The 25,367-nt window shown below is 60.1% G+C and carries 24 protein-coding genes and 1 riboswitch; of the genes, 12 read left to right on the top strand and 12 right to left on the bottom strand.

Annotated elements, in window-relative coordinates:
• Positions 1–198: 198 nt before the first annotated feature.
• From H3028_RS17225 to nudC, 3 genes are read left to right on the top strand one after another with little or no spacing between them, the layout of a single operon-like run.
• On the top strand, positions 199–1,011 hold the full coding sequence (locus H3028_RS17225) for a crotonase/enoyl-CoA hydratase family protein (RefSeq protein ID WP_181298453.1): 813 nt from the start codon (positions 199–201) through the stop codon (positions 1,009–1,011).
• A gap of 37 nt (positions 1,012–1,048) precedes the next feature.
• Positions 1,049–2,731, top strand: coding sequence for a ferrous iron transporter B (locus tag H3028_RS17220; protein ID WP_181298452.1), 1,683 nt, complete (start codon positions 1,049–1,051; stop codon positions 2,729–2,731).
• Positions 2,731–3,564 carry an NAD(+) diphosphatase gene (gene nudC, locus H3028_RS17215; protein WP_181298451.1) on the top strand — a complete coding sequence of 278 codons (834 nt, stop codon included), beginning with the start codon at positions 2,731–2,733 and terminating at the stop codon, positions 3,562–3,564. The genes H3028_RS17220 and nudC overlap by 1 nt, the downstream gene beginning before the upstream one ends.
• Here nudC and H3028_RS17210 read toward each other — a convergent pair.
• Positions 3,532–4,314 carry a TSUP family transporter gene (locus tag H3028_RS17210; protein WP_181298450.1) on the bottom strand — a complete coding sequence of 261 codons (783 nt, stop codon included), beginning with the start codon at positions 4,312–4,314 and terminating at the stop codon, positions 3,532–3,534. The two genes, nudC and H3028_RS17210, sit on opposite strands and share 33 nt — an antisense overlap.
• Before the next feature lie 223 nt (positions 4,315–4,537).
• On the opposite strand from H3028_RS17210, the gene H3028_RS17205 reads away from it, so the two are divergent.
• Entirely contained in the window at positions 4,538–5,185 is a 648-nt protein-coding gene (locus tag H3028_RS17205) for a hypothetical protein (RefSeq protein WP_181298449.1), read from the top strand.
• Positions 5,186–5,248: 63 nt separating this feature from the next.
• Here H3028_RS17205 and H3028_RS17200 read toward each other — a convergent pair whose 3' ends face one another.
• The 4 genes from H3028_RS17200 to H3028_RS17185 form a co-directional block, all read right to left on the bottom strand.
• On the bottom strand, positions 5,249–6,016 hold the full coding sequence (locus tag H3028_RS17200) for an SDR family oxidoreductase (protein ID WP_131648659.1): 768 nt from the start codon (positions 6,014–6,016) through the stop codon (positions 5,249–5,251).
• A 27-nt stretch (positions 6,017–6,043) separates the two neighbouring features.
• The gene (locus H3028_RS17195; RefSeq protein ID WP_181298448.1) at positions 6,044–7,111 is read right to left on the bottom strand and encodes a phosphotransferase family protein; all 1,068 of its coding nucleotides are present in this window, start codon (positions 7,109–7,111) and stop codon (positions 6,044–6,046) included.
• A gap of 245 nt (positions 7,112–7,356) precedes the next feature.
• Positions 7,357–7,671, bottom strand: coding sequence for an SCP2 sterol-binding domain-containing protein (locus H3028_RS17190; RefSeq protein WP_181298447.1), 315 nt, complete (start codon positions 7,669–7,671; stop codon positions 7,357–7,359).
• A gap of 59 nt (positions 7,672–7,730) precedes the next feature.
• A complete protein-coding gene (locus tag H3028_RS17185; protein WP_181298446.1) occupies positions 7,731–8,444 on the bottom strand; it encodes a histidine phosphatase family protein in 714 nt (237 codons plus the stop codon).
• Positions 8,445–8,624: 180 nt separating this feature from the next.
• On the opposite strand from H3028_RS17185, the gene sohB reads away from it, so the two are divergent.
• Together sohB and H3028_RS17175 are read left to right on the top strand one after the other, a co-directional pair.
• A complete protein-coding gene (gene sohB, locus H3028_RS17180; protein WP_181298445.1) occupies positions 8,625–9,650 on the top strand; it encodes a protease SohB in 1,026 nt (341 codons plus the stop codon).
• A 10-nt stretch (positions 9,651–9,660) separates the two neighbouring features.
• On the top strand, positions 9,661–10,653 hold the full coding sequence (locus H3028_RS17175; protein ID WP_181298444.1) for a YhdH/YhfP family quinone oxidoreductase: 993 nt from the start codon (positions 9,661–9,663) through the stop codon (positions 10,651–10,653).
• A 273-nt stretch (positions 10,654–10,926) separates the two neighbouring features.
• Here H3028_RS17175 and H3028_RS17170 read toward each other — a convergent pair whose 3' ends face one another.
• The 3 genes from H3028_RS17170 to H3028_RS17160 all read right to left on the bottom strand — a co-directional run bounded on the left by H3028_RS17170 (position 10,927) and on the right by H3028_RS17160 (position 13,646).
• The gene (locus H3028_RS17170; RefSeq protein ID WP_181298443.1) at positions 10,927–11,427 is read right to left on the bottom strand and encodes a DUF934 domain-containing protein; all 501 of its coding nucleotides are present in this window, start codon (positions 11,425–11,427) and stop codon (positions 10,927–10,929) included.
• Entirely contained in the window at positions 11,411–13,069 is a 1,659-nt protein-coding gene (locus tag H3028_RS17165; protein WP_181298442.1) for a nitrite/sulfite reductase, read from the bottom strand. The genes H3028_RS17170 and H3028_RS17165 overlap by 17 nt, the downstream gene beginning before the upstream one ends.
• A gap of 358 nt (positions 13,070–13,427) precedes the next feature.
• A complete protein-coding gene (locus H3028_RS17160; RefSeq protein ID WP_181298441.1) occupies positions 13,428–13,646 on the bottom strand; it encodes a DUF2970 domain-containing protein in 219 nt (72 codons plus the stop codon).
• Positions 13,647–13,797: 151 nt separating this feature from the next.
• Positions 13,798–13,935, top strand: a riboswitch (cobalamin riboswitch).
• 89 nt (positions 13,936–14,024) lie between these two features.
• On the opposite strand from H3028_RS17160, the gene H3028_RS17155 reads away from it, so the two are divergent.
• Genes H3028_RS17155 through H3028_RS17145 form a run of 3 tightly spaced genes read left to right on the top strand, consistent with a single transcriptional unit; the run spans position 14,025 to position 19,052 of the window.
• Positions 14,025–18,302: a cobaltochelatase subunit CobN gene (locus H3028_RS17155; protein WP_258237834.1), complete on the top strand. Its 4,278-nt coding sequence runs from the start codon at positions 14,025–14,027 to the stop codon at positions 18,300–18,302.
• Between the two features lie 2 nt (positions 18,303–18,304).
• Complete coding sequence (locus H3028_RS17150; RefSeq protein ID WP_181298440.1) at positions 18,305–18,775, top strand: MotA/TolQ/ExbB proton channel family protein; 471 nt, start codon at positions 18,305–18,307, stop codon at positions 18,773–18,775.
• A complete protein-coding gene (locus H3028_RS17145) occupies positions 18,753–19,052 on the top strand; it encodes a DUF2149 domain-containing protein (protein ID WP_309109561.1) in 300 nt (99 codons plus the stop codon). The genes H3028_RS17150 and H3028_RS17145 overlap by 23 nt, the downstream gene beginning before the upstream one ends.
• A gap of 24 nt (positions 19,053–19,076) precedes the next feature.
• Here the strand turns inward: H3028_RS17145 and H3028_RS17140 are convergent, their stop codons facing one another.
• The 4 genes from H3028_RS17140 to H3028_RS17125 form a co-directional block, all read right to left on the bottom strand.
• The gene (locus H3028_RS17140; RefSeq protein WP_181298438.1) at positions 19,077–19,526 is read right to left on the bottom strand and encodes a 3-phosphoshikimate 1-carboxyvinyltransferase; all 450 of its coding nucleotides are present in this window, start codon (positions 19,524–19,526) and stop codon (positions 19,077–19,079) included.
• 48 nt (positions 19,527–19,574) lie between these two features.
• The gene (locus tag H3028_RS17135) at positions 19,575–20,918 is read right to left on the bottom strand and encodes a leucine-rich repeat-containing protein kinase family protein (RefSeq protein ID WP_181298437.1); all 1,344 of its coding nucleotides are present in this window, start codon (positions 20,916–20,918) and stop codon (positions 19,575–19,577) included.
• A 98-nt stretch (positions 20,919–21,016) separates the two neighbouring features.
• Positions 21,017–22,093: an RNA methyltransferase gene (locus H3028_RS17130; protein WP_181298436.1), complete on the bottom strand. Its 1,077-nt coding sequence runs from the start codon at positions 22,091–22,093 to the stop codon at positions 21,017–21,019.
• Positions 22,094–22,173: 80 nt separating this feature from the next.
• Complete coding sequence (locus tag H3028_RS17125; RefSeq protein WP_181298435.1) at positions 22,174–23,322, bottom strand: MFS transporter; 1,149 nt, start codon at positions 23,320–23,322, stop codon at positions 22,174–22,176.
• Positions 23,323–23,480: 158 nt separating this feature from the next.
• Between H3028_RS17125 and H3028_RS17120 the strand changes: the two genes are divergently transcribed.
• The 3 genes from H3028_RS17120 (at position 23,481) to H3028_RS17110 (ending at position 25,332) form a co-directional block, all read left to right on the top strand.
• Positions 23,481–23,783: a DUF1883 domain-containing protein gene (locus H3028_RS17120; RefSeq protein ID WP_168423721.1), complete on the top strand. Its 303-nt coding sequence runs from the start codon at positions 23,481–23,483 to the stop codon at positions 23,781–23,783.
• Between the two features lie 132 nt (positions 23,784–23,915).
• On the top strand, positions 23,916–24,428 hold the full coding sequence (locus H3028_RS17115) for a MarR family winged helix-turn-helix transcriptional regulator (RefSeq protein ID WP_181298434.1): 513 nt from the start codon (positions 23,916–23,918) through the stop codon (positions 24,426–24,428).
• A complete protein-coding gene (locus H3028_RS17110) occupies positions 24,421–25,332 on the top strand; it encodes a DMT family transporter (RefSeq protein WP_258237833.1) in 912 nt (303 codons plus the stop codon). Before H3028_RS17115 ends, H3028_RS17110 begins: the two co-directional genes overlap by 8 nt.
• Positions 25,333–25,367 lie beyond the last annotated feature (35 nt).

Raw genomic sequence — 25,367 nt, 5'->3', positions numbered from 1 at the left:
GGACAGTATTTCCTTGGTAGAGCCGATATGGCCGGTTGTCAAAGCCGATGATACGCAAGGGCGTGGGCTGCATCACAACGTCCCGCATCGACTTTCATCCGGCTGTTGTTATAGTTGCTCGGCTGAGAACAGTCCCTGTTGCGGGACTGTCCAACCTGTTTCAGGCACTGAGGTGCCTCGGCTGTCGAGGATGATAGCGTGACTGAATATCAAGCCTTCCGTGTGGAGTTGAAGGATAAGGTCGCCCATGTAGCGATCAACCGGCCTGATAAGGTCAATGCCATGAACGCTGCGTTCTGGAGCGAGGTCGTCGATATTTTTCAGTGGATCGATGATACCGATGATATCCGGGTGGTGGTGCTATCAGGCGAGGGCAAACATTTTTCGGCCGGTATCGATCTGCAACTACTGGCACAGGCTGCTACCCAGATGGGCAGCGATGTCGGCCGCAACGCCGAGCGTCTGCGTCGCCAGATTCTAAAGCTTCAGGCCTCGTTCAATGCCGTGGATCACTGCAGGAAGCCAGTGATCGCGGCCATTCAAGGTTACTGCATTGGCGGTGCGATCGATCTGATCGCCGCGTGCGATATGCGTTACAGCACGCTCGATGCGCAGTTCTCAATCAAGGAAATCGATATGGGCATGGCGGCTGATGTCGGGACGCTCCAGCGCCTGCCACGGATCATCGGCGATGGAATGATGCGCGAGCTCGCTTACACCGGACGCACCGTTGACGGGCTGGAGGCACAGTCCATTGGGCTGGTCAATCGAGCGTATGCCGACCAGCCGACATTGATGGCAGCCGTATCCGAGTTGGCTACCGGGATCGCTGCGAAGTCGCCGGTGGCAATTCGCGGCACCAAGGAGATGATCCGCTATATGCGTGACCATCGTGTCGATGACGGTCTCGAATATATCGCTACCTGGAACGCGGCAATGCTTCAGTCGGCTGACCTCAAGGTGGCCATGGCTGCTTATATGAGCAAACAGAAACCGGATTTCGCCGACTGATGCATCATTTAAACGTTGCGCGGGAGGCGCGCTAGGCATGGTTACCGGAGCTACTTCACTCAGCCTGGTCCGCGATGAGCTTTTCGCTACCATGGAGGAGGCCGAGCAGAGCCTCGAGCATTTCATCATCGATCGAAACAACGGCAGCTTGCTGCAGCAGGCTGTCGAGAATCTCAAGCAAGTTCGCGGCACCCTCAAACTCATCGAACTGACCGGGGCCGAATTGCTTGCGCAAGAAATACTCCAGTTGGCGACCGACATTCCGGTCGGCGCAGGAGAGGATCGCGATACCCAGCTGGCGGCGCTGAGCAATGCGCTGTACGTGCTCGGGCGTTATCTGGAAAGCGTTGACGCCAGTCGTCAGGAAATGCCCGAACTGCTTCTGCCGCCGATCAATGCATTGCGACTCGTCAGTGCGCAGTCGCCGTTACCCGAAAGCTTTTTCTTCAGCGCCCGTCTCGATCATGCGCGGCCGACGGTAGTTGCGGCGGTGCGAGAGCCTGCAGCGCGTGCAATCGAAGCGCGGCGGTTGCGGCAAATGTATCAGGTCGGGCTGCTTGGCTTCATTCGTGAAGACAATATCCCGGCAAGCCTCAAGCTGATGGGGCGAGCGCTCAATCGATTGGATCTTCTGTTTGCCAACACCGCAGCTGGTCGCTTGTGCTGGTTGGGTAGTGCTGCATTGGAAGCTCAACTGGATGGCCAGTTACTGCCGCGTCAATCGCGCAAGCAGCTTTTCTCCAGGCTCGACCGGGAGCTTCGTCAACTCAGCAGCATTACCGGCTACGAGCCTCCGCGTGTCCTGCTCAAGGAGTTGCTGTACCTGGTTGCGCTGGCGGAAAGCAGTGGACCCATGGCAACTCAGGTCAGGGAAACTTTCTCCCTCGGCTCACTGCCCTTTACCGATCACCTTCTCGAGGACGAATCCCAGCGTCTCGCAGGCCCAGGCCAGGCCGTGATGCGCTCCCTGTCCTCGGCTATCCGTGAGGAACTCGCAGGCCTCAAGGACCTACTGGACCTCATCGAGCGGCAGACGGCGCCGGTCGAGTCGTACGCAAACCTGCATACGCTGTTGGGCAAGCTGGCGAAAACCCTGGGAATGGTCGGGCTTTCTTCTGCCTCGAGTACTTTGCACGCGCAACTGGTGGTGGTGTCTGGGTGGAGCGCTGAGCAGGCACCCGGTCCGCAGGCGCTGCTGAAGCTGGCCGATGCGGTGCTCTACGTCGAGAGCATGGTGGCGAGCCTGGAGCGCGGCGAACGCCGTGATACACGTTTGCAGACTGCACAGCCTGGCCAAGAGGCGGAAGCATTCGCCAATCACCAGCTCACGGAAGCGTGCATCGTGGTTATCGGGGAAGCGACTGCCGGCCTGGCGTTGGCCAAGCGTGCCATCACAGCCTATTTGGAGTCCAACGGGGAGAAGCTGCACCTGGCTAATGTCCCCTTCAGTCTGATGGCGGTTCGTGGCGGTTTACGTTTCCTTGAACAGGATCGCGCTGCCGAGCTAATCGGCGCGTGCGCCGACTTTATCCAGAAGCAAATGCTCGAGGGCGTACAGATGCCTCCCGAGCAAATGCTCGAAACCTTGGCCGATGCCCTGACCAGCCTTGAATATTACCTCGACGGCGGCGCGATACTGCGACGTGACGATTCGCGCGCAAGCGTGCTCGATCTCGCGACGGACAGCGTTCGGGCCTTGGGCCTTCCGGTGGCTGCCTGATGAACCCGCGCTGGCAGCCGGCGCTGCTCGATCCGTCAAGTGACGGTGGTTGGGCCGTCGTGCATTGCCAGCAAGGGTTTCTCTCAGATGCCAATGGCGTGCTGTTTCCCAGAGGTTGGCTGAAACGCCTCGATCTGCCATTGCTCAGTGAGCAGGGCCTGGGTTACTTCGATGGTGACCCGGTGTTCCTGCTGGAGCTGGCTTACCCGGTCGATATACCGAGTGCGGGCTGGCAGGGGCTACGTCAATTCATGATGCAGGATGACGATGTCGACAGGTTTCGCATGCTCGGCTTCGCCGCCCAGATTGGCACCTGGGCCAGTCATCATCGGTTCTGCGGCAGCTGCGGCAATCCGATGCGCCAGCATCCGACAGAGCGGGCGATGCAATGTGAGAGCTGCGGCATTCATCATTACCCGCGTATTTCGCCGAGCATGATCGTTCTGGTGACCCGTGGCGATGAGCTACTGCTGGCACGTTCACCGCGATTCGCCCCGGGCGTCTACAGCACGCTGGCGGGGTTCGTTGAACCGGGCGAGTCGGTTGAGCAATGCGTCCGACGTGAGGTGCATGAAGAGGTCGGTGTGTCGATTCACGAGCCTCGGTATATCTGCAGCCAAGGATGGCCATTCCCTCATTCCTTGATGCTGGGCTTTCACGCGGAATATGCATCGGGTGAGATTGTGATGCAGCCTGAAGAGATCGAGGATGCTGGCTGGTTTTCCATTCATGATCTGCCGGCGCTGCCTGCTTCGAAGTCAATCGCACGCCATCTAATCGATCTGTACCTGGCTCGGCGTTCAGGCCGTCCCGACCCAGTGCTGCCAGGCTAATCGCAGGCTCAATACCAGCACGACCACGAGAAAGATCGGCCGGATGAATTTCGATCCGCCCTGGATCGCAGTGCGCGCACCGAGGTAGGCGCCAATCATCAAGGCGAGTCCCATCCCGATACCCAGTGCCCAGGCGACCTGCCCGCTGATGACGAACACCGCAAGCGCCATACCGTTGCTGACGAAGTTCATGCTGCGCGCTGCGCCGCTGGCTCTGAGCAGGTCGAGCGGATAGAGCAGCATGTTGCTAACGGTCCAAAAAGCCCCAGTACCGGGGCCCGCCACGCCATCGTAGAAACCCAGCATCAGCCCCTGCGGCCATTGCCGGCCATTGGCGATCGGTGCCGCATTTGCCAGGGGCGTGACCGGGACCCGACCGATTAACAGATACAAGCCACAGGCGAAAACCACCAAAGGCAGCAACTGGTTAAGCCATTGAGCTGGGATCAGATGTGCCAAACCGGCGCCCAGCGCCGCCCCGGTCGCGGTGGCCACGAGTGCGAAACGCCATTGACGAGGATCGAACAGCTTGCGGCGATAGAAGGTGAAGCTCGCTGTGGCCGAGCCGAAGGTTGCGCACAGTTTGTTGGTGCCGAGCACCAGGTGTGGTGGTAAGCCAGCAGTGAGCAGTGCCGGCAGTGTCAAGAGACCGCCCCCGCCCGCGATTGCATCGATGAACCCCGCAAGAAAGGCAACGGCCATCAGGGCGGCTAGTACGAGCGGATCCGTGGCAAATTCAAGCATCGGCATGGCGTTTCACTCATGGGCGGATCGGCGAAGACAGGCGCCGCATGATGCCGCTTGCGCTGCCGCAAGCCAATGGTGAGCTGGCATCGGCGGCGTTGGTGGGTATGGCTTGTCGAGAGCGCGGACGCGGAATGTCGACTCGCCTGCAGTGTTCCGATATGGCGCTGGCCTCCCTACCGGGGCCTGTCGATAATATTTCGTCGAAAATTTATGGGAAGCTCGGTCGATGCAATACCTGGGGCTCGCGGTGGTTGTTGCTTCACTCGCATTGATTACCGTATTGATAGCGGTGCGCATGCTGGCCAGCGGACACTGGTTGCTGGGCTGGCTGCGCGGCACCATCGGCATGTTGGTCCTTGCACTAGGTGGCCTGATTGGCTTGATCGCTTGGGATGTCACGACCTATCGACCCCTTTCTCAAGGCGCGCCGTTGGCTTCGCTGTCCTTTCGGGCCGATGGCCAGCAGCGCTACCAAGTTAAGGTGGAAGAGGGCCGGCAAATCCGCTTTGTCACGCTGGAAGGCGATCTCTGGCAACTTGATCTGCGGACGCTTCATTGGAAGGGTCTGGCAACGCTAATCGGATTGGAGCCCGGCTATCGGCTGGAGGAACTCTCCGGACGGTACCTCGCCGTCGAGCAACAGGATCAGGCTAGCCATCCTAATGTAGAGCTCGGGCATAGCCAGGTCGGAGTGGATTTCTGGGCGTGGCTGCAGCGTTGCCAGTGCGCCTCGCTGATCATCGAGGCGGAGCCCCGACGGCTTAGCTACCTGCCTATCGCAGATGGCGCAGAATACACAGTGGAGATGGCACCCACGGGACTGCTGGCGAAACCGGTAAACGCCGCAGCCGAGCAGGCAATGAAGGATTGGTAGCGGCACGGCGTGTATAGGCGAAGAAAGGGAACCCGAGGGTTCCCTTTCTTCGTAACAGGCGGATCAGGCTAGATAACCACCGTCCACGTTGAGCGACAGGCCGGTGGTGTAGCTCGACGCATCGCTGGCCAAATACAGAACGGCGCCGGCCATTTCGCTGGGATCGGCGACGCGGTGCAGCGGAATATGGCGCAGCGCTTCTTCACGGATGGAGTCGTTCTTGACCAGTGCCGAGGCGAACTTCGTGTCGGTCAGGCCCGGGAGTAGCGCATTGCAACGGATTCCCTGCGGTGCGCATTCCTTGGCGAAGGCCTTGGTCATATTGATCACGGCAGCTTTGGTGACCGAATAAATTCCCTGGAAGTTGCCTGGCGTCACACCGTTAATGGAGGCGACATTGATGATGCTACCGCCGCCATGCTCGCGCATCAGCTTGCCAGCCTCGACGGACATGAAGAAATAACCGCGGATATTTACGTCGACGGTTTTCTGGAAGGCCGAGACATCGGTATCCAGGATATGGCAGAACTGCGGGTTGGTTGCTGCGTTGTTGACCAGGATGTCCAATCGGCCGAATTGCTCGCGGATCTGAGCGAAGACCGCTTGGATCTGCTCCAGCTCACCGATGTGGCAGGCTACCGGAGTCGCCTTGCCGCCGGCCGCAACGATGGCATCGGCGACCGCCTGGCAGCCTTCGATCTTGCGACTGGAAACAATGACGTGGGCGCCTTGCTGGGCGAGCAATTTGGCAATGGCCTCGCCAATGCCACGACTGGCACCGGAGACGAAAGCGATCTTGCCATCCAGGTCGAACAGGGTGGTTTTGCTCATGGAATGGTTCCCTCTTGGTGAGCTGTACTACAGCTTCGAATTGTCGATGACCCGCAAGCTTGCTTGTTCGAGCAGGGCGTTCATTTGCACGAATTTGGCGAAGCGCTTGTCCTGGGTCTGGCCGTGGAAATAGCGGTAGTAGATCTGCTGCACGATCGCCGCCAGTCGGAACAGACCGTAGGTGTAGTAATAGTCGAAGTTATCGATGCGTATGCCGGCACGTTCGGCGTAATAGTCGACGAATTCTTTACGCGTCAGCATGCCGGGAGCATTGCTGGGCTGCTTGCGGATCAGCTGCATGGGCGGCGGATCCGTCGCTTCGATCCAATAGGCAAGTGTGTTGCCCAGATCCATCAGCGGATCGCCAACGGTAGTCATCTCCCAATCCAGGACACCGATGATCTCCATAGGGTTGTCCGGACTGAGGATGACGTTGTCGAAACGGTAGTCGTTATGGACGATACCGGGCTTGTGATGGTCCGCCGGCATCTTGTCCCGCAGCCAGACTTTTACAGTCTCCCAACCGGGTGCATCGGACGTGATCGCGCGCTCGTAACGATCGATCCAGCCGGTGATCTGACGCTGCACATAGCCTTCCGGTTTGCCCAGGCCACCCAGGCCGCAGGCGTTGTAGTCTACGTTGTGCAAGTCGACGAACTTGTCGATGAAGCTCTTGCACAGCGCGGCGGTCTGCTCTGGAGTAATGCCGAGCTCGGCGGGCATGTCCTCACGCAAGATGATGCCCTTGACACGCTCCATGACGTAGAACTCGGCACCGATGAGCGTCTCGTCAGTGCAATGCACATAAGCCTTCGGACAGTATGGAAAACCCGCGTTGAGCTGATTGAGGATTCGGTATTCCCGGCCCATATCGTGCGCGGACTTTGCTTTATGACCGAACGGCGGGCGACGGAGCACCAATTCCTGTTTCGGATATTCCAGCAGGTACGTCAGGTTGGACGCGCCACCGGGAAACTGCGAAATGGTCGGCGTGCCTTCCAGTTCAGGAATGTGAGCCTTGAGGTATTGGTCGATGACCTCGGTAGGCAATTCTTCGCCTTCGCGTATACGGCTGGTCTGATCAGTTAGCGCCATGCTTGTCCTTCTTGTAATCAATGCCTCGATGAACTGTCCTGAGCAGCAGCTTTATCGGCTACGGTGCCAACTGACTGTCCGGCGCCGTAAATCTAATGGGGCTCCCATGCATCACCAAGCAAAGTCGGTCTCTATAGGTCGGGGTGTTGCTAGGTAATCAAGGTGCGTTATGGTTCGAAGTTCGTCAAAAGCGCATAAAAAAAACCGAAGTCGAAAGACTTCGGTTTTCGTTGTATCTCGGCAGATCAGGCCGGGAACAGCTCGCTCAGCTTCAGCGCGAGCATCATATCGCCCTCGGCGCGCAGCTTTCCTGCCATGAACGCTTGCATGCCATCGGTCTCGCCGCTGATAACGCCCTGCATGGTTTCACTGTCCATGATCAACGTTACGTTGGCATCGGCCGATTCGCCTTTATGGAACTCACAGGTGCCGTCTTTCACGACCAGATAATAGTTTTCCGCATCGGTGATATTGAATTGGAAAACCAGATCCAGGCCGGCCGCAGCACTTGGGTTGAACTTGGCCTTCATGCCTTGGATGGTTTCGTCGACGTTGCTCATCGGATATGTCCCTTTGTTGTCGTGGAAAACGCGCAGCCTTGGCCGCAGTTGATTGGAGCTTATCGATAGGTGATGAGCTCGGGATTTTTCAGCAGTTCCAGATGTACATGACTATTGAACGAAGCCAGCGCCAGGTCCCGGTCGCGAAACTTCAGCCGGCTGAGTGAGGTATTAACTATCTGCCAGTTCAGCTCGAATGCCTTGATGGGTGGCACACCGATGATCAATTGAAGCAGTGCCGTGATGGTCCCGCCAGACGTGAAAACGGCAATGTGGTCTTTTCTGTCTGCCTGATCGAGCAATCGGTGCAACCCAGCCTGGACGCGGTCGACAAAACTGGCCCAGCTTTCCAGGCCTTCCTTCTCATGCTCCCCGGATACCCACCGGTGGATAATGTATGTGAACAGGCGTTGAAACTCGGCTCGATGGTTGGCTGCGTTGCTAAATATCTGCATGGCCTGGGGCTCAACGGCTAGCAGATCATCCATATGCGCACGTATCACTTCATCAGCCCGAAATTCATTGAAGGCCGAATCAATCTCTATGGCGGACAATTGGCTTTGCTGGGGGAAGGCCATCCGCTCGAGGGTTGCCTTGGCCGTGTCCCGTTGCCGGTTCAGCTCACCACTTACACAGTGGTCAAAGCGAACACCCAGCTGTTTCAGATAATCGCCCAGGGCAGCTGATTGCTGAAAGCCAAGCGGAGAGAGGACATCGTAGTTTTCAGCGCCAAACGATGCCTGACCATGCCTGATCAGGTAGATACTGCCCATGCTCAACTCCGGGACCCTGTTTTTCGCGAGGGTAGGGGGATAGTCTTAGAGTGTCAACGATAAATCATACGTTTGTTTGAATTGGGTTCTGCTGGCTCAGACGCCCGTGAAATCGGTATGCTTGGCCGGTTTACGCCAAGTCGGGTTTCTGCTGGCGACCATAGCAACCGAGGAGGATCTGTGGAATTTCTTGCTGACTATGCAAGCTTTCTGGCGAAGACCGTTACGCTGGTAGCCGCCGTTCTGGTGGTATTGATCGCGCTTGCCTCGCTACGGCGCGGCCGAACCAAACAGGCGTGTGGTCACTTGGAAGTCCACAAGCTCAATGACTTCTATAAAGCGATGCGTGAGCGTCTCGAGCAGTCTCTGGTCGACAAGGACCAGCTAAAGCTGCAGCGCAAGCGTGAAGCCAAGGCGGCCAAGCTGGCGAAGAAAAGCCCGGAAAATCGTCCGCGGGTTTTCGTGCTCGATTTCGATGGGGATATCAAGGCATCTGCGGTTGAAAACCTTCGTCACGAAGTTACCGCACTGCTGACCCTGGCAACGCCGCAGGACGAGGTTGTTTTGCGGCTGGAAAGCGGCGGGGGCATGGTCCACGGTTATGGGCTCGCTGCGTCACAGCTGGTTCGCATCCGCGATGCAGGCGTGCCGCTGACAGTGTGCGTCGACAAGGTTGCGGCAAGTGGCGGCTATATGATGGCCTGTATCGGGCAAAAGATTCTAAGCGCTCCTTTCGCGATCCTCGGCTCCATCGGGGTCGTTGCGCAACTGCCCAATGTTCATCGACTGCTGAAGAAGCATGACGTTGATGTTGAGGTGCTGACTGCCGGGGAATACAAGCGCACCCTGACCATCTTTGGTGAGAACACCGAAAAGGGCCGCGAGAAATTTCAGGACGATCTGGAAACCACTCACGAGCTATTCAAGAATTTCGTCGCCCGCTATCGCCAACAGTTGTCCATCGATGATGTCGCTACCGGTGAGGTCTGGCTAGGCATCGCGGCACTTGGCAAGCAGCTCGTCGATGAGCTGAAAACCAGCGACGAGTACCTGGCCGCGCGGGCCCGTGAAGCGGACCTATTCCAGCTGCATTACGCCGAGAAAAAAAGCCTTCCCGAACGCTTCGGCATGGCGGTCAGCGCCACTCTGGAGCATGGCGTGCTGAAAGGTTGGACGCGACTTAACGAACAACGATTCTGGCAATAAGGGGCAAGTGATGAGTACGTTCAGGGCGCTACAAGCTAACGAGGATGCGAACGGCCGTTTCGAAACACGCATTATCGAGCGAGACACCAGCGAACTGCCGGCAGGAGAAGTGCTGATTCGCGTTAGCTATTCATCGTTGAACTACAAAGACGCTCTGTCGGCCAGCGGTAATCGCGGCGTGACCCGCAACTTCCCGCACACGCCGGGCATCGATGCGGCTGGCACAGTTGTCGAGTCAAGCATCTCGGAGTTTTCCGAAGGCGATGAGATTATCACTACCGGCTACGACCTTGGGATGAACACCGCGGGCGGTTTCGGCCAGTTCATTAGGGTACCTGCGGCATGGGTGATCAAGCGTCCAGCCGGGCTCTCCCTGCGTGAAGCTATGGCCCTTGGCACAGCTGGCCTTACCGCTGCGCTTTGTGTGGACAAGCTTGAGCAGGCCGGTCTCGAGCCGGTCGATGCACCAGTGCTCGTGACCGGCGCTACCGGTGGTGTCGGTAGCATTGCGGTCGCCTTGTTGTCGCGTCTTGGTTACAACGTGACCGCTGTGACCGGGAAGGCGGATCAGGCCGATTTCCTTACCAAGCTGGGGGCCAAACAGGTCATCGAGCGCAGTGCGCTTCAGGCAGGCACCGAGAAACCGTTGCTTAAGGAGCAATGGGCGGGGGCGATCGATACCGTCGGCGGCGACATTCTGTTTAATGTCGTCAAGTCGTTGCAGCGTGGCGCCAGCGTCTCCTGCTGCGGCCTGACCGCCGGAACGGGTTTCCAGGCTAGCGTGCTGCCGTTCATTCTGCGCGGCGTGAATCTGCTTGGAGTCGACTCGGTGGAAATTCCATTGGTTGTGAAGGCTTCAATGTGGGACAAGCTGTCTTTGCAATGGAAGTTATCGAATCTTGAGGACTTGGTGCAGGAAATTTCGCTGGAGCAATTGCCTATGGCTATCGAGCGAATCCTGGCCGGCCAGCAGACCGGAAGGATGCTGGTCCGGCTCGATTGAACGGCTGGTTTGTTCAGGCGCGATTATCGTTGTGCTTGCTATTGAAGGCATAGCCAAAACCGATTTCGCTGCGATGGGCGATCGAGGGAAGCTAACGCTACTTCAACGCAGCAGCAGGAATCGGTCATGAAAGCACTGGCAGAAAAAATCAGGGAAGCCTTCGGCAAGAAGCAGTCGACCGAAGGTGCGAACATCGAGCATCCGAACTTCTGGATGTACCAGTGAATGAAAAACCCGCCGAAAGGCGGGTTTTTTGTTTCGACAACCGCCGAATCAGCCTTGTCGCCGGCGGAACAGCGGTAGCGGCTCGTCAACGGCAGCTTGGTAGGTGACGGAGAAATCCTTCAAGCTTTCCAGTGCTTCATACGGGTCGCGGTCGGGACGCACCGCAAAGGCGTCAAAACCGCAGCGACGCATGTAGAACAGCTGATCGCGCAGTACGTCGCCGATGGCGCGTATCTCGCCTTTGTAGCCGTAACGCTCGCGCAGCAGGCGTGCACTGGAGTAATGCCGACCGTCCGTGAAGGCCGGGAAGTTCAGGGCGATGACCTGAAAGCGCTCCAGATCGCCAGCGATCTCTTCCACGGCTTCGTCGGAATCCAGCCAGATCCCCAGCCCGCCATCGCGAGCCTTCAGCGCATGGGCATGATCAAGCCACAGCTGATACGGAACGATCAGATCGTCGCAGTTGGACAAACCGTCAAGGGTTACGTCCTTGGGCAGCAGATGCCAGGTCTCGTCGATGACCTGACCATCCTTAATGATTCGCTGCATAGACGCGCTCCTTGAAGGGGTCGATCCCGATACGGCGGAAAGTGTCGAGAAACTGTTCATCTTCTGTACGTTGCTCCACATAGACGCCGATGACCTTTTCGATGACGTCGGGCATTACGTGCTGAGCGAAGGACGGCCCGAGAATCTGGCCAAGGCTAGCGTTGCGGCCGGAGCTGCCTCCGAGCGAAACCTGATAGAACTCGGCGCCTTTCTTGTCCACGCCGAGAATACCGATGTGACCCACGTGGTGGTGTCCGCACGCATTCATGCAGCCGGAGATGTTCAGGTCGATATCGCCGATGTCGAACAGATAATCCATATCATCGAAGCGGCGCTGGATGGCTTCGGCAATGGGAATCGACTTGGCGTTGGCCAGGGAACAGAAGTCACCGCCAGGGCAGCAGATGATATCGGTCAGCAGGCCGATGTTCGGTGTCGCAACACCGAGTTCGCGCAGCTCGTTCCACAGTTCGAACAGATGCGATTGCTCGACATCCGCGAGGATCATGTTCTGCTCGTGGGAGTTGCGCACCTCACCGAAACTGTAGCGATCGGCCAAGTCAGCGATGGTATCGAGCTGCTTGTCGGTTACATCGCCGGGTGCCACCCCGGTACTCTTCAGGGACAATGTGACGGCTGCATACCCGGGCTTCTTGTGTGCCACCACGTTACGCTGGCGCCAACGGGCGAAGCCGGGATGCTCGGAATCGAGTCGAGCCAGGACAGCGCTCTGGTCTTCCAGGGTCTTGTAAGTCGGGTCGATGAAGAACTTGCTGATGCGCTCGACTTCAGCGTCGGTCAGGGTGTTCGGACCATCCTTCAGATAGGACCACTCGGCCTCGACGCGCTCGGCAAACACTTCAGGCGTGAGCGCCTTCACCAGGATTTTGATCCGGGCCTTGAACTTGTTGTCGCGACGGCCGTAGCGGTTATAAACGCGCAGGATGGCGTCGAGATAGGTCAGCAGGTGCTGCCAGGGCAGAAATTCATTGATGAAGCTGCCGACAATCGGCGTACGGCCGAGGCCGCCACCCACCGACACGCGGAAACCCAGCTCACCGGCATCGTTCTTCACCGCTTCGAGGCCAATATCGTGCACCTCGATAGCGGCGCGATCGCTCACCGCACCGTTTACCGCAATCTTGAACTTGCGCGGCAGGAAGGCAAATTCCGGATGGAACGTCGACCACTGCCGAATAATTTCGCACCAGGGGCGCGGATCAACCAATTCGTCTTTGGCCACACCGGCGAACTGATCGGTGGTGGTGTTACGAATGCAGTTGCCGCTGGTCTGGATGGCATGCATCTGCACAGTAGCCAGCTCGGCGAGAATGTCCGGTACATCCTCCAGCTCGGGCCAGTTGAGCTGGACGTTGGTCCGGGTACTGATATGGGCATAGCCCTTATCATACTTGCGAGTGATATCAGCCAGCTTGCGAATCTGGGTAGACGACAACAGCCCATAGGGCACGGCAATGCGTAGCATCGGCGCGTAGCGCTGAATATACAGGCCGTTCTGCAGGCGAAGAGGCAGCAGTTCCGCGTCAGTCAGTTCGCCCGCTAGGTAGCGGCGAATCTGATCACGGAACTGACGCACGCGATCCTCGATGATGTGTTGGTCATACTGGTCGTATACGTACATAAATGTCCTGTTTTTCAGGCTGTCTACAGCTTTTTGCGCGCACGGCCGCGCACCCGTTGAGGGAGGCCGGCAAGATACCAGTTAGCGTTTATGCGTAAAAGTGATGTTTGGGAATATGTTTAGAACGAAACACCGCTTTTATAGCATTTAAACCCCTGCGCTTGAGCGCCTCGCTCTGGTGGTCTTAACTGCAACCAACGCGAGCCTCAACAACAAGGAGAACAGCCGTGTCCGAGCATTTCAATCATCGCAGTAACGACAGTAGGGCAGACGCCGCCGCGATATTCGTCCTGATACTTTTGGCGGTTGCGACGGCGGTTTTCTGGGTCAGCCATCAATAAACGCCTGGGTGGGGCTATCACAGCCCCACGAGGTACAACACCAGCTTGACCACGCCAAGAATCACCAGCACGAACACCACGGTGAAACCCACCCCCAGCAGGATGAAGTGGCTGGGCTTGCCGTGACTAAAGTCACGTGCCCGGTTCTTGCCGCTCTGCACACCGAGTGCGCCGGCCAGTACGCTTTGCAACATCTGCCGCAACGTGAGTGGTTTGGGTTGTTTATCGTCGTTCATGGCTGTCCCCGTATGCCTGGATGCCCTGAAGTCTAGCCACCATCGAGTGCGCCGTCGCATCGAAGCCTCGTTGGTGCAACGCGGCAAGGGTTCGTCGCTTGATCTTGCTTTGTGCGCCGCGTAAGGTTCGCGCCGTCAGCCGCTAGACGGCTGCCTTCATGGAGTATGCGGTGCCCGGGTCTAGGTCCGGGTTAAATGGGAAATCAGTGCCAAGCTGATGCTGCCCCCGCAACGGTAGGGTCGAATTCTCCGACCGAGCCCGATACCAGCCCGTACTCCCCAGGAATTGTCGCGGTGGGCGACATCCTCAGAATGCCTTGCGCCTGTCACGGGCTGTGCGGCCGTTCTGCCGCCCGCGCGTCCCGAGACGGAGTGGGCATGTCTATCGTTTTCCGCTGGGTCGGTTTAGCGCTTTCGGTGCTGCTCGCCCAGCCCGCCTTGGCTGGCCAGATCAACGCAATCATCTCGCAATACAGCGCGGCGGAATTCGCCTCGGCTGTGGCCTTGTTTAAAGAGCGCCACCCGGACGAAATCATCGATGCGCGCACCCCGGAACAGCTGAGCGAGATGAACGATGCCAGCGTAGCCGAATGGCTGCACGGCGGTGCCACGCTGCTTGCTGTCGGCGTGTTCGGACCCGAAGTGGAGCGCTTGCGTCCGTTGATCGAGGCGCACCGCTCCGGTGATCGCTACATCATGCACAGCGACCAGGAGCTGGTTGCGATGAGCCGTATCGGTGGCAAGACGGTCTTCCGTGACCGTGAACAGGCAATACGTCTCGGTGCGGAAAAGCCGGGCGAGGACCTGGTCGGCTGGGTCCGCGAGCTTGGCGATGCCAACCCTGATCAGGCCGGGTGGATCGAGGCGCGCAGTTACTGGATCGGCGGCGGGAGTGAGAATATTGCGCGTCTGCTCGGCTGGCTGGTCAGGCGGGGCGATCCCTCTGCACAGATCCTGCCTCCAGAGCCCCGCCCGGCGCTGCGCTTCTATCAGGATGGTCGGGTCGCCGAGCCTGATGAGCTCGTCTGGCGCGGCGAGCGCTTGGTTGCGATCATCGATCACGGCCGTGCCGATCGCCGGGGCGACGCCGATCTCAATAATGCGCTGTGTCAGACGCTGCAACAGCGAGACATGGCCTGCGTCAGCCTTTTCGCCGGCTGGGGCGACGGCACCTTGCAAGCGCTGCGCTGGCTGGAAAATGAGGAGCATCCGCCATTGGCCGCCGTGGTCGTGCTGCAGGACTTCGTGCTTGGCGGCGGCGAGGGGCGTGAGCAGGCAACCGAAATGCTCGGACGTCTCGATGTGCCAGTGCTAAAGGCCCTGCGCCTGGATGACCGTGACGAGAGCTCCTGGCAGCTTTCCACCGATGGACTCGGGCGCGACAAGGTTCACTACCAATTGGCCATGCCGGAGCTGCAGGGCAGCAGCCAACCGATGGTGCTGGCTGCATGGGAGTCGGCGCAGATCGATCCGAATTCTGGCATCCGTTTTGGTTTCAGCCAGCCCTTGCCGTCCCGAATCGACGCGATCGCCGCGCGGATCCATCGCTGGCAGCGGTTGCAGCGCAAGGCCAACAGAAACAAGCGTGTCGCTATCATCTATTACAACCATCCTCCGGGGCGTCACAACATCGGTGCCGACAATCTGGACGTACCGCAATCCCTTTTCGCCATCCTGCAGCGCCTCAAGGCCGAGGGCTATGAAACGGGCGAGTTGCCGGCATCCTCCGAGGCACTGCTGAGCATGCTGCAAGAGCATGGCGTGAACCTGCCCGAGCAAGGGGATGCGCTGGCCGACATGGCCGGGAAGGTGCCCGGGCTCGACCGCAATGATTACCTGCGTTGGTATCGTGCGCTGCCACCAGCCTTGCAGGGAGAAATGGAGCATGGGCCGCTGGGCTACTGGAACGTGCAGATGCGTCGGGCGCTACAGTCATCTCATCTGGATATCGCCAGGCAAACCTTGCGCGATGGATCGAGCGAGCTGCATCACGTGCTCGATGGCGTCGAGCATCCGGCGCGGGCCCGCGCGCTGGATTTGCTCGAACAGCTGGAACGCTTCTACGAGCGAGCACTGGAGCAGCCCGGGCTGGCCGCCTGGGGTGACGCGGACGAGCTGATCTGGGCGCTGTCGGCTACGGGAATAGAAGGGTTACGTGGTTGGGGCGAAGCGCCGGGACAGGTCATGGTGCAAGGGGAGCGAATGATTTTCCCCGGTCTGCGCCTGGGCAACATTTTTCTCGGTCCGCAGCCGCCGCGAGGCTGGGAAGTCGACGAGGAATTGCTCCACGCCAACCTGGTCTTCCCGCCGCCGCACCAGTACCTGGGCTTCTATCACTGGCTGCGGGATGACTTCGGTGCCGATGCGCTGGTGCACCTTGGACGCCACTCCACCTACGAGTTTCTGCCGCGGCGACGTGCCGGGCTGAGCGCCGAGGATTATCCGATGCAGATTGTCGGCGATCTGCCGAGCATCTATCCCTACATCGTCGATGGCGTGGGTGAGGGCATCCAGGCCAAGCGCCGGGGGCTCGCCGTGATGATCGATCACCTCACACCGCCGCTGGTAGCGACGCCGCTCTACGACGATCTGCTCAAACTGCGTCAGTTGATCGAGAGTTTCGAGGCGGGGACTGGCAGCACCGAAGGACCCGCTCGGCGCGCCACCATCGCAGAGATCAAACGCCTGGTGAGCCAGTCCGGCTTGGAACCCGAGCTGCGCGATTCCATGGCCGGGCCGCTTGCCGCGCGCGGCATCGATTTCGAGCAGGTTGACGATGATCTGCTGGTGCACGAGGTTGGCCATTACCTGACCAACATTCAGGAGCGATTCATGCCGCTCGGGCTGCACGTGTTCGGCAAGCCATGGACCGACGAGGCGGTCGACACTCTGATGGCGTCGATGGGCCCCGGGCAGGCCCAGTATCGCCAGGCATTGGTCGATTCCCCAGCAGCGGAAATGCAGGCACTGATCCATGCCCTCGATGGGGGCTTCGTTGCGCCGGGCAAGGGTAACGACCCGATCCGCACGCCGGAGGCGTTGCCCACGGGGCGCAACTTCCATGCGCTGGACAGCAGTCTGTTGCCGAGTCGCATAGGTTGGGGGATCGGGCAGGAACTGGCCGACCGCGCCCGTGAGCGAGCCATGCCGGAGGGCGGCCGTGAAGCGGTCATTCTGTGGGCGTCCGACACGGTACGAGACGAAGGCGCCATGGTTGCGTTCGGTCTCGATCTGCTCGGCGTCGAGCCGGTCTGGAACAGTCGCGGGATCGTCGAAGGGATCAAACGGGTACCGCTTGAGGAGGGCCGCGAACGCCGCGACCTGATGTTCACCACCTCTGGCCTGTTTCGGGACCTATATGCCGATCAGCTCGCGCTGCTCGAACGCGGTGTGTTGCTAGCGCTGGACGGCGCCAGCAACACCATCCGCCGGGATTTTCCCGCCCTGCGCATCGCCCTGGATGCTGCCTTGCAGCCAATCGGTGCGCTGGCGACTGGTGGTAATGAGCCGCTTTCACAGAACCGGATCGCCGCCAACTGGGTAACGGACGCGGCACGCCGACTGGACGGCGGCGCCGATGCCAAGCAGGCCGGGAGCCTGTCGGCACTGCGCCTGTTTGGGGTGGCGCCGGGGACCTATGGTGCTGGCATCAACACGCTCGTCGAACGCTCCGGCAGTTGGCAGGATCGTGGTGAGCTGGCGCGCAGCTACATCAACCGGATGGGCCATGCCTATGGCCTGCAGCACAACGGCGAGCCGGTCCAGGCGGTGTTCGAGGATGGCTTGAAGCAGGTCACCCGCACCTATCTCGGACGTTCCAGCAATCTCTACGGGCTGATGGACAACAATGATGCGTTCGATTACCTCGGCGGCCTGAGCCTGGCCGTCGAGCACCTGGCCGGCCAGGCTCCCGAGAACTTCGTCAGCTGGCACAACGATCCAGCCAAGGTGCGCCTGGAGCCGTTGCAGCAAGCCTTGTTGGCGGAGCTCCGAGGGCGCTTCCTCAATCCGGCCTGGATCAAGGCGCTTATGCAGCACGACTATGCTGGCGCACGCACCATGGGCAGCGAATTCCTCGAGTACCTCTGGGGCTGGCAGGTCACCAATCCGGACATCATCCAGGGCAGAGCCTGGGAGGAGGTCAAGGCGGTGTACCTCGATGATCGGTACGAACTGGGGATCGACTCGTTTCTCGAGCAGGGCGCAAACGTGCATGTGAAGACCAACATGCTGGCGATCATGCTGGTGGCCATCCACAAGGGCTTCTGGCAGGCCGATGAGCAGACCCGACGGGAGCTGGCTGATGCCTTCGCCACGCTGGTGTCCGCGAACGGACTGCCTGGCAGCGGCCACACCCGACCCGATCATCCAATGATCGAGTGGTTGTTGCCACAGCTGACCCCGAGCGTCCGGGATGCTTTGCAGGCGCGCCTGGATGCGGCCAGCCGCGAGCCGCAACCGAGCGTGAAGGCACCTAGCAGCATCAGCGAGATCCAGCCCGAGGCAGCGGAGCGGCCGGTCGATCAGTCCGAGGCGCAAGGGGAGGGCGATGCAAGCGCCAGCCAGTACCTGTGGCTGGCCTCGCTGATGGTGCTATCGCTGCTGAGCCTCGGCGTCTGGCGTGGTCGCGGAGCGCCGTCAAGGGGAGGCGTTTGAGCATGCTTGATGATCGGTTGTTCAGTTGGTTGCACCTCCTGGTTGGTTGGCTCCTGCAGCCAGTGACGTGGGCGCTGTTCGGGCTCCTGGCCGCGGTGATCTGCGACTCGGGCGTTGCAGCCGGAGAGCGGTTTGGCGGGCTACGGCGCTGGCGCATGCTGCCGGTGGGAGAAATCGAGCGGCGGGCACGGCGGCGACTTGACCGTGCCGATCTGGTCGCCCGCGTCGGACCGATGCTCGGCCTGATGGGCACGTTGATACCGCTCGGTCCAGGCTTGGCGGCGCTCGGCGACGGCAATGTGCAGATACTCAGTGTCGCGATGCGGGTGGCCTTCGACACCACCGTGCTCGGGTTGCTGATCGGGGTGGGCGGCTTTGCGCTCGGTCGCTTGCGGCGGCGCTGGTATGACGAGCTACTGGATGAGGTCGAAGCGGCAGAGGAGCGCGACAGTGAGTCGACGGTGGCGCTCTAGCCGCTTTGCTGCAGGCGATGACGACCCGCTGGGACCCTTGGCCAATATGGTCGACGTGGTGCTGGTATTCGCCTGTGGCCTGATCGCCGCCCTGGTGGCGCAGACCGACCTGCTCGAACAGCTCGAAGCCGCCAGGCAACCCGTTGCCGTTGAGCGCGGGCGCGAACTGCCGCGCCTGCCAGACAGCGTCGAGGGTGACTCCGGCAAAGGGCTGGAAAGCGTCGGGCAGGTCTACCGTGATCCCGCCACCGGCAAACTCATCCTGATCGGCGAATGACGGCGGTCGCTGCGTGGTTCAGTGTCAGCCCTTGAACCAGTCCCACAGGCCGAGCGAATGGTTCGGCAGTAGATTGATACCAAGTGCTGACTTGAGCAGGTACAGCGCCACCATTCCCAGCAGAACGGAGAAGAGCAGGAACATCGTGATCGCGCTGGCCTTCGCCGCTAGCGATAGGTTGCGTTGTCCGCGAGACAAGTTGCGCTTGTTGTGACCTCCGACCAGCACGAAATAGTACTGGTTGCTCCATAGGCTGAAGGTGCCACGCCAATCGACTTTGTGCCGCCCCCATGGACGCGTGGCAAAAGCGCTGCGAAGCCCCGCCAGCTGCTCGTCGGTGAAGCTTTCTCGCAGCTCTTCGGGCAGGCGCTGCTTCAGGCCAATGATGAATGGGTCGTGCTTGAGCGCGGCGGCATTATCGGTGGCCGAAGAGCGAACGGGAGTATCGGAGGAGCCAGGTTCGGAAGGGAGCATAGCGTCAGGTTGCCGTCGGTCCAGTGAATAGGAGGAACTCTTATGCAACTAGCCGGCCGTAACGGGGCTCGCCTGGCCGATTGTTTCCAGTTCGCGCTTCATTTCGCTGAAGGCCGGGCGTTGCGCTGGGTCGTCGAGCATACATTGGCGCTGGATCTTGCAAAGCCGTGCGAGATCCGGTTCGTCATCGGTCAAATCGCAGCGCTCCAGCAGTTCTTCAAGCAAGCAGCCGAACGCTCGGGCTTCGAGCCGTTGGAGCGCCTGACCTAGCTCGCTTTGCGGGGTATAGAAGGAGGCGGCGCCGAAGTCGCTTAGCAAGGCTCTGCCGATCGGGTCGACCAATAAGTTGTGAGCATATAAATCACCGTGAAGAATGCCGCGTTGGTGTAGATGGCTAACCGCCGAGGCCACACCCGCTGCGATGCGTAGCACTTGCCGGGCGGAAAAGCGGCGCTCCTGCTCGTAACAGTCACGCGTGCAGCTGGCGAAGGATGGCGGCCCCGCGAGAACCTGATACGAAGGATCGATGAGCTCCATCAGCAAGCCGGATGGCTCTTCGGCGCGCTTCTCCAGCGGGCCGGCGATACCGATCAGGTTGCGATGCTCACCTGCCGCGATGCAGGCGGCCATCTCGCTATGCGGGAGGCCATCGCTGGTCAGGGTGCCTTTGAATAGCTTGGCCGCCATGGTCCGTGGCGCCTGGCCGGCGCGCTGCCAGTTGGCTCTATGGATGATGCCCGAGGCTCCCTGGCCGAGCACCTCACCCAGGACAATCTGGCTGCGGTCGATCGGTGGTTGGGGATGTTGCGCCAAGGTATCTGCCTCGATTGTGTCGCTGAAGGGATTGCCGGCAAAGGCCAGCCAGGTCAGTCGAGGCATCGCCAACAGCCAGTCGGGCAGGGCAGGCAGACGATTGGCGGCGATGCGCAGCAGTTCCAGGCGGCTGCAGCTAGACAGGGTTTCGGGCAGCGTTCGCAGCTGATTACCGGCCAGCATCAGTTTCTGCAGCCGGGTGCAACGCCCAATCTCGTCAGGTACCGATTCGAGCCGGTTGTCGGTAAGAATCAACCAGCGTAGCGCAGGCGGCAGCGCCTCGGCTGGGAGATGGCGGATACGGTTGGCTTTGAATCCGATCATTTCCAGCTCGGGACATTTGCCGAGCCCTACCGGCACTTCGGTGAATAGGTTGTTCGAGCAGAAAAGGATGCGCAGCTTATGCAGTCGCCACAGATTGGAGGGCAACTGGCTGAGCCGGTTGTCGGAGAGATCAAGTATTTCCAGGCTATCGGCCAGGTCGAAGATTTCGCTGGGGAAAGTTTCCAGCTGTTCCGATAGTTTCAGCCGCGTGACGCCGGTCAGTTCGCCGCGTTTGAGCTGTGCCAATGTGTTCATGCTGTTCTCGAGCGAGCCTGAATCAGGCTGCGATGGTGGCCGGTTGCGCGGGGGGGCTGATGCCCGCCCAGACTTTGAGCGGGCAATGCGCTACGACACTAAAGGCGGCTTGGAGGTTCAGTCGCGCGCTCTGGCAGGGGGTATTCCGCCGGCCGTCCGCGCGTACGGATGGCTCGCTCGGCGCGCGCGCGCAGCTGTCCACAACCGCCATCTATATCCTGCCCGGCCGAATTGCGCACCTTGGTCAGCACGCCGTTCTGGTGCAGGTAGCGCATGATCTGGTGGATGCGGTCGGCGGCGGGGCGTTGGAATTCGTCATCGTTGAGGCTGTTGTAGGGAATCACGTTCATGATCGCGAACTTGCCCTTGAGCAGGCGGATGATGCCGTCCATCTCGTCCTGGCTGTCGTTGATGCCTTTGAGTAGCGTCCACTGATATTGGATCGGATAGTCGACCAGGCGTGCATAGGCCTCGCCCAGCTCGACCAATTCGGCAGGGTCGTACGCGGGCGCCCGCGGAAGCAGCTCGCGACGCAGCGCTGCATCGGTACTGTGCAGCGATAGCGCCAGCGCGGGTCGCACCTTCTGCTGAGGCAAACGCTCGAACACGCGCGGGTCGCCAACGGTGGAGAACACCAGATTCTTGTGGCCGATGCCGCCATCGGTGGCCAGCAGATCGATGGCTTCGAGCACGTTATCGAGGTTATGCGCCGGCTCACCCATGCCCATGAACACCACCTTCTTCACCGGGCGGAAGCGCCTCGCGAGAGCAACCTGGGCGACGATCTCGGCGCTGCCAAGCTGACGCAACAGGCCGCTCTTGCCTGTCATGCAGAACACGCACCCGACCGCGCAGCCGATCTGACTCGAAACGCACAAACCGTCGCGAGGCAAGAGCACGCTTTCAGCCATCTGTCCGTCCGCCAGCGCCACCAGCAAGCGGACGGAGCCATCGCCGCCGGGGTGTTCGGAGCGCAGCTGGACCAGCCTCTCAACGGCTTCGCCGATCGCAGGCAGGCCGTTACGCACCGACATTGGCAGAAAGTCTTCTGTTTTCTGATGCCGAGTCCCGGCATCCAGCGCCTGGCCTTGGAGCCAGGCACGCGTGATCCGGCCAATATGGACGGGCTTGGCGCCGATCTCGGCAAGCAGCTGATGAATGTCTTGGATGCGCATAGGGCGCGCATTCTAGCCAAACACCGAGACCCGGTCTGTAGCGAGGTGGAGCCAGCAGCTACCGTACTCTCCTGTCGAGCTCATTCCTTGAAGCGACGACTGCCCAGCGCGAGTGCGAACAAAAGCACAGCAAGCAGGCCAAAGGCGAGGGTCAGGGAACCATAGTGAGCAATCACTCCAATTACCGCCGGGCCGGCCAGAACGCCAGCGAAACCGATGGTGGTTGCTGCCGTGATGGCCTGATGTACCGGCATGCCCTGCTGCCGACTGAGCGAGGAGATCAACACTGGCGAGACATTGGCGCAGCCAAGGCCGCACAAACCGTAGCCGAGAAGGGCGAGTGCCCAATGTTCGGTGGCGATGCTCAAGCCGATGCCGATCCCGGCCAACAGTCCGCCGAAGCCGATCACGCGCGCTGTGCCCAGGCTGTTTACTACCGGCGCCCCAGCGAAACGGCCAATGGTGACCATCAGGGCGAAGCTTGCATAACCCAGTCCGCCCTTGGCGGTTTCCAATGCCTTGTACTCGGTGAGGTAGAGGGCGCTCCAGTCAAGCACCGCACCTTCGGCCAGGTAGACCACGAAACACAGGGCACCGACCAGCAGCACCATGCTGGTGGGACGAATGAAGGTGACTCCGCCGGCTGGCGCCTTGTCCCGTAGAAACCCGGACGCCACGGCGAAGTTCGCCAATGCGATCACGGCGATCATAAGCAGCGTGCCGGTTGCAGGAGCAAGGCCAGAAGTCAGCGCGACAGTGAGTGCCAGCGCGCCGCAGATCGAGCCCAGGCTGAACATCCCATGGAAATTCGACATGTGCCGCTTGCCGGTGTCGCGCTCGATCAGCACGCCCTGGATATTGAGCACTACATCGATAACCCCGAGGCTGCCACCGAAGCAGAACAGCGCCAGAGCGAGAACCCAGATCGACTCGGTGAGGGCCATTCCGAGCAGGGCGAAAAGCAACAGCACGATGCTGAAGAGCACGACCGGGCGAATGCCGCAGCGGGTAACGAATAACCCGGACAGCGGCATCCAGGTCAACGAGCCGATGCCGATGCATAGCAGCAGCGTGCCGAACAGCGCGTCGCTCATCTCGATGCGCTCACGCACATACGGGACCAGCGGCGCCCACACAGACAGGCCGAACCCGGCCATGAAAAAACCGACGCGGGTGGCGCGGCGGGCAACGGGCGATGCGGCATCAACGGAAAGGGTCGCCGCAGGCATGCAGAAGGATCCTTGATCAGCAGGGTGAGTGTGGCCCTTACGCGTCAGAGCCGACTGTGCAGGCTATTGTGTCAAAGAAGAGTAGGCTCGGCGCGCCCAGCCGCGAGTGCGTGCATGGTAATCTTCGTCTTTGCCAGAAACGTGGTCCGGAGCGGCACATGAAGTTCATTCACCAGCGCGAACACCTCAACGAAGACGACTTTGTGATCATCGAATGTTCGCAGCCCTGCAATATCCGTCTCATGAACGACAAAAATTTTCGTAGCTTCAAGAACGGCGGTCGTCATGCCTATCACGGCGGTGCTTTCGACAAGTTTCCAGCGAAGATCAAGGTGCCAAATACCGGATTCTGGAACATCACCATCGACACGGTGACGCGCAAGGCCATCAGTGTCACGCGCAAGCCAGCGCTCACGCATTCAATCAAGATCGTCCGCAACTCCCCCTCCGAACTGCGATAGCTCGCGGCATCCGGTTGCGCTCAGTGACTGAGCGTCACCCGTCGGCTTGTCCATCCTCAAGCGGCGTCAACGCTTGCCTTTCGCATTGCATCTATTTAGCTTTACGTAAAGATTCTTTTGCTGGAGCTATTCATGCGCAGACCCGCCTCTGATGACCATGTCGACGGTGTGCTCGCTCAGTGGCACAACGTACGTCCCGAAGGCGACGCATCGCCGATGGCGATTTTCACGCGGGTATACCGGCTTTCAAAATACCTGAACCGTCGTATCGCTGCGGTGTTTCGCAAGCATGGTCTGCATGATGGCGAGTTCGATCTGCTGGCAACCCTCTATCGCAGCGGTCAACCGCAAGGACTAACCCCGAATGCCTTGCGCCATGCCGCCGTACTCAGTTCGGGCGCCATGACCAATCGGCTCGACCGTCTGGAGGAAGCCGGTCTGATCCAGCGCGTTCCTAATCCGGACGACCGCCGGAGCCTACTGATACGGCTCAGCGACCAAGGGCAGACCGTGTTGCTCGGCTGTCTGGATGAGTACTTGGCAACCCTGCACCGCATGCAGGCGCCGCTCGATCAGCAACAAAAACAGGCCTTGGCGAATGGTTTGCGCACACTGCTGCTGACACTGGAGAAGGGCGATGACTGAGGCGAAGCGTGGCATCACTCGTGCGCACCTGGGCATGCTGCTGTGGGCATTGTTCGTCGGTTTGTCCTTTCCCGCGGTAGGGCTGATGAGCGAAGGACTGCCGCCGCTGCTGCTGACAGCCTTTCGTTTCAGCATTGCCGCGCTGGCGTTACTGCCATTGGTGTTACGCCAAAGCAAGCGCTGGCCGAGCTTTCCGGGCTTGTTGCTATATGCGCTGATGGGCCTGAGCCTGGCGGGCTTCTTCGGAACCATGTTTTGGGCCGCGCACCGCATCAGCGCACTGTCGATGGCTACGCTGTTCGTCAGCGTGCCTTTGCTGGCCTACTGCCTCGGCCGTGGTTTGGGTGTCGAGCGGCCTGCAGGCCGGCTGTTGGCGATCCTCGCGCTGGGCGCGTTCGGAGCGCTGGGGCTGGCGCTAGCCGAAAACAATGGAGACCTCGCGGAACTGAAGTTTGGCGTTGGTGAACTGGCTTTTTTCTTCGGTTGCATCGCCTCCGCGCTGTACCCAGTGTTGAGCAAGTGGGGACTGTATCGTGGTGTACTGGCGCCGCAGGCTGGCTTGCGCACGTTCTGGAGCCTGCTGATAGGCGCGATTCTGATCGCCACGCTCGGGTTCATCTGGGAGCAACCGGCCACATTGGCGCGGATGGATCTGCGTGACGTGGCGCTGGTGATCTACTTGGGCGTGTTCTCTAGCGGAATGACCTTTTTTCTGCAGCAGCGAGCCACGGCGGTGCTGACGCCAGGCGCAGTCACGGCTTATAGCTATCTGGTTCCTTTCGTATCGATGATGCTGCTGTTCGTGTCCCAGCCACAACGAATCGGTTGGCATTGGCTGCCGGGTAGCTTGATGGTGGTGCTCGCCATCGCGTTACTGCTACGGCGTGGCGCGAAACATGAATGATTGGCGGTGCGGGTGCGGGTGCGGGTGCGAATCGC

This window comes from Pseudomonas sp. Q2-TVG4-2, assembly GCF_013620795.1.
Lineage (GTDB): Bacteria > Pseudomonadota > Gammaproteobacteria > Pseudomonadales > Pseudomonadaceae > Stutzerimonas.
Note: the sequence above shows the minus strand (reverse complement) of the source record. Positions and strands in the feature narration are given on the sequence as shown.

Excerpts from the sequence above, each read along its gene's own strand:
- H3028_RS17220 (WP_181298452.1), top strand. The coding sequence starts at position 1,049 with ATGGTTACCGGAGCTACTTCACTCAGCCTGGTCCGCGATGAGCTTTTC.
- nudC (WP_181298451.1), top strand. The coding sequence starts at position 2,731 with ATGAACCCGCGCTGGCAGCCGGCGCTGCTCGATCCGTCAAGTGACGGT.
- H3028_RS17210 (WP_181298450.1), bottom strand. The coding sequence starts at position 4,314 with ATGCCGATGCTTGAATTTGCCACGGATCCGCTCGTACTAGCCGCCCTG.
- H3028_RS17205 (WP_181298449.1), top strand. The coding sequence starts at position 4,538 with ATGCAATACCTGGGGCTCGCGGTGGTTGTTGCTTCACTCGCATTGATT.
- H3028_RS17200 (WP_131648659.1), bottom strand. The coding sequence starts at position 6,016 with ATGAGCAAAACCACCCTGTTCGACCTGGATGGCAAGATCGCTTTCGTC.
- H3028_RS17195 (WP_181298448.1), bottom strand. The coding sequence starts at position 7,111 with ATGGCGCTAACTGATCAGACCAGCCGTATACGCGAAGGCGAAGAATTG.
- H3028_RS17190 (WP_181298447.1), bottom strand. The coding sequence starts at position 7,671 with ATGAGCAACGTCGACGAAACCATCCAAGGCATGAAGGCCAAGTTCAAC.
- H3028_RS17185 (WP_181298446.1), bottom strand. The coding sequence starts at position 8,444 with ATGGGCAGTATCTACCTGATCAGGCATGGTCAGGCATCGTTTGGCGCT.
- H3028_RS17175 (WP_181298444.1), top strand. The coding sequence starts at position 9,661 with ATGAGTACGTTCAGGGCGCTACAAGCTAACGAGGATGCGAACGGCCGT.
- H3028_RS17170 (WP_181298443.1), bottom strand. The coding sequence starts at position 11,427 with ATGCAGCGAATCATTAAGGATGGTCAGGTCATCGACGAGACCTGGCAT.
- H3028_RS17165 (WP_181298442.1), bottom strand. The coding sequence starts at position 13,069 with ATGTACGTATACGACCAGTATGACCAACACATCATCGAGGATCGCGTG.
- H3028_RS17160 (WP_181298441.1), bottom strand. The coding sequence starts at position 13,646 with ATGAACGACGATAAACAACCCAAACCACTCACGTTGCGGCAGATGTTG.
- H3028_RS17155 (WP_258237834.1), top strand. The coding sequence starts at position 14,025 with ATGTCTATCGTTTTCCGCTGGGTCGGTTTAGCGCTTTCGGTGCTGCTC.
- H3028_RS17150 (WP_181298440.1), top strand. The coding sequence starts at position 18,305 with ATGCTTGATGATCGGTTGTTCAGTTGGTTGCACCTCCTGGTTGGTTGG.
- H3028_RS17140 (WP_181298438.1), bottom strand. The coding sequence starts at position 19,526 with ATGCTCCCTTCCGAACCTGGCTCCTCCGATACTCCCGTTCGCTCTTCG.
- H3028_RS17135 (WP_181298437.1), bottom strand. The coding sequence starts at position 20,918 with ATGAACACATTGGCACAGCTCAAACGCGGCGAACTGACCGGCGTCACG.
- H3028_RS17130 (WP_181298436.1), bottom strand. The coding sequence starts at position 22,093 with ATGCGCATCCAAGACATTCATCAGCTGCTTGCCGAGATCGGCGCCAAG.
- H3028_RS17125 (WP_181298435.1), bottom strand. The coding sequence starts at position 23,322 with ATGCCTGCGGCGACCCTTTCCGTTGATGCCGCATCGCCCGTTGCCCGC.
- H3028_RS17120 (WP_168423721.1), top strand. The coding sequence starts at position 23,481 with ATGAAGTTCATTCACCAGCGCGAACACCTCAACGAAGACGACTTTGTG.
- H3028_RS17115 (WP_181298434.1), top strand. The coding sequence starts at position 23,916 with ATGCGCAGACCCGCCTCTGATGACCATGTCGACGGTGTGCTCGCTCAG.
- H3028_RS17110 (WP_258237833.1), top strand. The coding sequence starts at position 24,421 with ATGACTGAGGCGAAGCGTGGCATCACTCGTGCGCACCTGGGCATGCTG.